Origin of the sequence: Nocardiopsis sp. RV163 (assembly GCF_001029525.1) — a bacterium.
GTDB lineage: Bacteria > Actinomycetota > Actinomycetes > Streptosporangiales > Streptosporangiaceae > Nocardiopsis > Nocardiopsis dassonvillei.
Genome location: NZ_LEKI01000261.1, coordinates 1 through 4,444, shown reverse-complemented (window position 1 = coordinate 4,444; position 4,444 = coordinate 1). Strand labels below are relative to the sequence as shown.

Below are 4,444 nucleotides of genomic sequence, written 5' to 3'. Positions count from 1 at the left end.
GGGGTGGGGGGCGTCAACGGGGTTCACCCCTTCTGGAGGATGATGACGGTCCATGCGCCGACGTAGATCCGGTCGCTCTCATTCAGGGGAACCTCCACGTTGGGGGCGATGGGGTTGGCGGTCCCGTTGACCGTGGTGCCGTTGGTCGAGCCCGGGTCGAGGATGGCCCAGGTGCCGCCGGGCTTGGAGACCAGGATCGCGTGGACGTGGGAGATGGCCGGATCGCCGCCCGGGCCGCCCAGGTCGATCTCGGGGGTGAAGCCGCGCGTGGCGCTGCGCCTTCCGATGTGCACCCTGTCCCCGGTGAGCGGTACCCGGCGCTGCGCGCTGCCCTTGGGGAAGGAGATCTGGTCGGGGTCGAGCATGCCCTGGTGGACCATGTACTGGTAGTAGGCGGGGTCGGCGACGACGACCGCGCGCCAGCGCGCGCCCGTCCGCCCGTCGTCGGCGTGCGTGCGCCGGTGGTCGTCGGAGCGCGAGGCGAAGTCGTAGCCGCACTCCTCGCAGAACCGGCCCGTGCGGTAGGTGCCGCACTCGGGGCAGGGTCCTCCCCTGGGCAGGGTCACCGGGCGCGGCGGCGCGGGGGGCCGCGACGGGGCCACGGGGGGTGCGGGCGGTGTCGGGTGGCGGTGCGACGGGGGCCGCGACGCGGGTGGGCAGGCGTGGAGGCGCAGCCCGCAGACGTCGCAGAAGTCGGTCGCCGTGGAGCGGTGCCCGGAAGGGCAACTCGGCATGGGTCCCTCCTACCCGGGTGTGGGGGCACCGCCGGTGTCCGGCCCGCTCTGCCGCGGCCGGGTCCGTACGGTCCGGGTCGAGTTGGTGTCCAGGGTCATCTCGTCGACCTTGCTGACACCGGGTTTGAGCCGGACGGTTCCGGTGGCGGGGTCGGCCACGTCGACGACCCTGCCGAGGAGCCTCGCGATCTCCTCGTTGCCCGACTCGTGGGCGAGTGCGACGGCGCGGCCCAGCCGCGTGGTGGCGGTGTCGTCGTCGCCGCCGCGACGGGCCGCGAGCCCGTCCTGGATGGCCCGGGCCAGTTCGACCTGCCCGGTGTAGTGGGCCACGCGGGGGTGGATCCCGGTGACGCGGGCCTCGTCGGCGGTCCACTCCGCGAGGATGTTACCCGAGGCCAGGATCTGCTCCTCGGCCCCGTCGGCCGCGGGGAGCACCACGCGCACCCATCCGGCGCGCAGTTGACGGCCGGGGGCGCCGGGCCGCACCTGGACGCAGACGTGGTAGTCGCGGCTCTCGGTGCCCCAGGACCCGGTGGGGTAGTCGCCCGACTGGGGCACACGCTCCACGCCTCGGCCGGTGAGGTCGCTGACGGTGGGGGCGACCTGCTTGACGTGGCGCACGACGGCGTTCTGGGGCGTCCACAGCCGAAGCGCCACGTCGGCGACGGTCTTGCCCATGGAGGCCTGCGCCATCGCCCGGAAGTCGGTGACCGTGTCGGCCGGGTCGGCGATGATACCGGGGCCTCCGCCGAGCAGGGCGGAGTCGATCCGGCGCAGCTCCTCGACCTTCCAGTCGGTGCCCACACCCCGGCAATCGCAGACGAAGGAGCCCGTGACGCGTTCGAGCGCCTGGGCGAAGACCGCGGCGGGCTCGTTGTTCTGGCCGTCGGTGAGCAGGATGGCGTGCTTGATGCCGCCGTCGACGGTGGCGAAGAGCTCGGCGGCCCGGGTGAGCCAGGAGCCCATGCGGGTGCCGCCGTCGGCGCGCAGTCCGTCGATCGCCTCCGCGGCCTCCGCGCGGGTGACGGCGTCGGCCCGCGCCATCCGCCCGCCGCCCTCGGGGAAGAGCACGGAGGCGTCGCTGTGACCGGCGACCACCGCGAAGCGGACGCCCTCGCGCAGTGCGCCCACAGCGGCGCGGGCGGCCCGCTTGGCCGCGTCGATCTTGGCTCCGTACATCGAGCCGGAGGTGTCCACGATGATCACCTCGGCGGCGCGCACCGAGTCCCCCACCACCACGGAGGCGGTGGAGGTGACGCTGACGATCGCGTGCACCTCGCGTCCGCCCTCCGGCAGGAGGACGTTCTGGTCTACCTCGATCCGAAAGCCCGGTTCGGCGGCGCGCTCAGTCGTGTCGGGCACGGGTACCCCCAGCGGGCACGGGAACGATCACGACGGTGATGTTGTCCTTGCCGCCCGCGTCCAGGGCGAGGCCGACGTAGGCGCGCGCGGCCTCGTGCGGTCTGGCCCCCGCCCCGGGGACGGCGTCGGTCAGCGCCTGCGCCTCGGGGAAGTAGTTCCACAGGCCGTCGCTGCACAGCACGATCGCGCCGGGGCCGGTCGGGGTCACGGTGGAGATGTGGGCGTCGATCTCGCCGGAGTCGGCGCCCATCCACGCGACGAGGGCGTGCGCGTTGGACGAGCGCATCGCCTCCTCGCGTGAGAGCGCGCCCAGCTGCACCATCGCCTCGCTCCAGGAGTCGTCCCTTGTCAGCAGGGCCGAAGCGCTGGAGGCGGGGCCTCCGGAGAGCCAGTAGGCACGGCTGTCGCCGACCCAGCCGACGGTGACGGTGCCCGCGGCGGGGTCGTACACCGCCGACACGAAGGTGCACGCGGGCGCCGAGCGGGGCGAGTCTGCGATCCCGGCGACCGCCTCGGCGGCCCGGATCATCGCCGCACCGGTGGCCTCGCGGGGGTCGGCGCCCCGGCTGACGCGTTCGGCGAGGACGGCCACTCCGGTCTCGGCGGTGACGCGGGAGGCCTCGTCCGAGCGCGGCGAGCTGGACACCCCGTCGCAGACCACGGCGCAGACCACGCCGGGCGCCCGGGGGTGGTCGGCGTCGATCACGCGGACCGCCATGGCGTCCTCGTTGCGCCTGTGCCGCAGTCCGCGGTCGCTGACGCCGACGGCGGAGCGTGTGCGCACCTCGACGTGGTCGCGCCCGGTGGGCTGGAGGAGGCCGCACCGCTCGCAGTAGCCGTCGCTGACCGTTCCGGGGCACCAGGCGCACAGGCCGGGGTTGGCGGGCCGCACCGGGTTGCTCCCGGTGGCGGGCGGCGGCCAGTCGGGGACGGCCTCCGGTTCGGCGGCCCGGGGCGGGGAGGACGCGAACGGGGGCAGGCTGTCGCGGCGTATCGGCTGGGTGACCATGGAGTCGGCCGCGTGCGGGGCGGAGTCGGGCAGCGCCCGCGGCGGGGGCGCGTCCCGCCCGCCCGTGTCGAGGGAGCGCAGGCTCACCTGCGGAGCCGTGGGGGCCCCGTCGTCGGGCACCAGCCCGGGGCGCGCGTCGGCGCCGGTCGGCACGGCACCGGACCGGACCGGGGCCTCCCCGTTCCGCGCGCCGCCGTCGGCCCCCTCCCGGGACCGTTCGCCGGACCGTTCGCCGGGCGGCACGGCACCGGCCAGGCTCGCCTGCGGGGCGGTGGGCATGCTGTCGGGGTGCCCCGCGTTCTCGGCCCCCTCGGAGAGGGGGCGTCCGCACCCCTCGCAGAAGGCGTCCTCCGCGGACACTCTGTCCGAGCAGGCGGGGCAGGTCCGCACCTTGGTCATCGCCGTTCCCTCGTTCCTCACAGCAGCGTCACGGGGCGTAGGGAGTTGGCCCTGTCGACGAGCTCGTACCGTTCCGGCGGCGCGACGGCGCGCTGGGCCAGCGCGCGGTAGCGGCGCTCCAGGTTGGCCCGCACACCGTTCTCGGTGAACGGGGCGCCGAGGAGCCCCTCCCCCGCCGGCGCCCCCGCACCCGCACCGAGCCAGCCCAGGGCCGACTCCAGGACCCGGACCGCCAGGCGGTCGGCGGACTCGCCGTCCAGGCCGATCCGCTCCAGGCGCCGTCCGGCCTGCAAGAAGTCGGCGGCCCCGGTGCCCCGGTGGTGCGCCGCGAGCACGGCGATCAGCGCGGTCTGGGCGTGCACGTGCAGCCGCGACAGCTCCGGGACCGCGTCCAGGACGGCGGTGGCAGCGGCCCGGTCCCCTTGGGCCAGGCGGATGCGGGCCAGGCCGAACGCGGCGCTGACGAAGGAGTGGTCGGTGTTCCAGACCGCCCGGAACAGGCGGGCGGCGGTCTCGTGCTCACCGGTCCGCTCGCAGGCCAGGGCCAGGGCGAGCTTGGGCGCGAGCTCCCCGGGCAGGTGGTCGTACAGCTCGTCGAAGTGGTCGCGGGCGTCGCGGAACCGGCCGGTGCTCAGCTCGGCGACGGCCAGGTACCACATGGTGCGCCAGTCGCCCGGGACCGCTTCGCTGAACCGCTGGAGGACGTCCATGGCCTCGCCCTGGCGGCCGACGGTGACGAGCGCGCGGACCAGCATCAGCAGGGTCTCGGGGGTCGGCGAGGGCATGGCGCGCAGCGCGGGGACGAGTTCCTCGGGCGACAGGGTCTGGAAGCCGCGCAGGTGCTGGGCGGCCGGGTCGGACTGGTCGATGAGGGGAGCGGGCAGCAGCGCCGCCGTGTCGGTGGGCGGGGGCGCGAGGAGCATGCGGTCGGCGTTGTGGG

General features: G+C 75.3%; 4 protein-coding genes. All 4 read right to left on the bottom strand.

All coding sequences use genetic code 11. The features are described from left to right. Positions 1-23: 23 nt before the first annotated feature. Positions 24-734 (bottom strand): FHA domain-containing protein, encoded by a 711-nt coding sequence (locus ABD54_RS25585; RefSeq protein WP_047872113.1) that lies wholly within the window; start codon positions 732-734, stop codon positions 24-26. 9 nt (positions 735-743) lie between these two features. Continuing rightward, positions 744-2,096 (bottom strand): VWA domain-containing protein, encoded by a 1,353-nt coding sequence (locus ABD54_RS25580; protein ID WP_047872112.1) that lies wholly within the window; start codon positions 2,094-2,096, stop codon positions 744-746. Then, positions 2,080-3,504, bottom strand: a complete 1,425-nt coding sequence (locus ABD54_RS25575; protein WP_047872111.1) for a PP2C family serine/threonine-protein phosphatase — start codon at positions 3,502-3,504, stop codon at positions 2,080-2,082. The genes ABD54_RS25580 and ABD54_RS25575 overlap by 17 nt, the downstream gene beginning before the upstream one ends. Before the next feature lie 17 nt (positions 3,505-3,521). Beyond that, a partial coding sequence (locus ABD54_RS25570; RefSeq protein WP_047872110.1) for a tetratricopeptide repeat protein occupies positions 3,522-4,444 on the bottom strand: 923 nt, incomplete at its 5' end.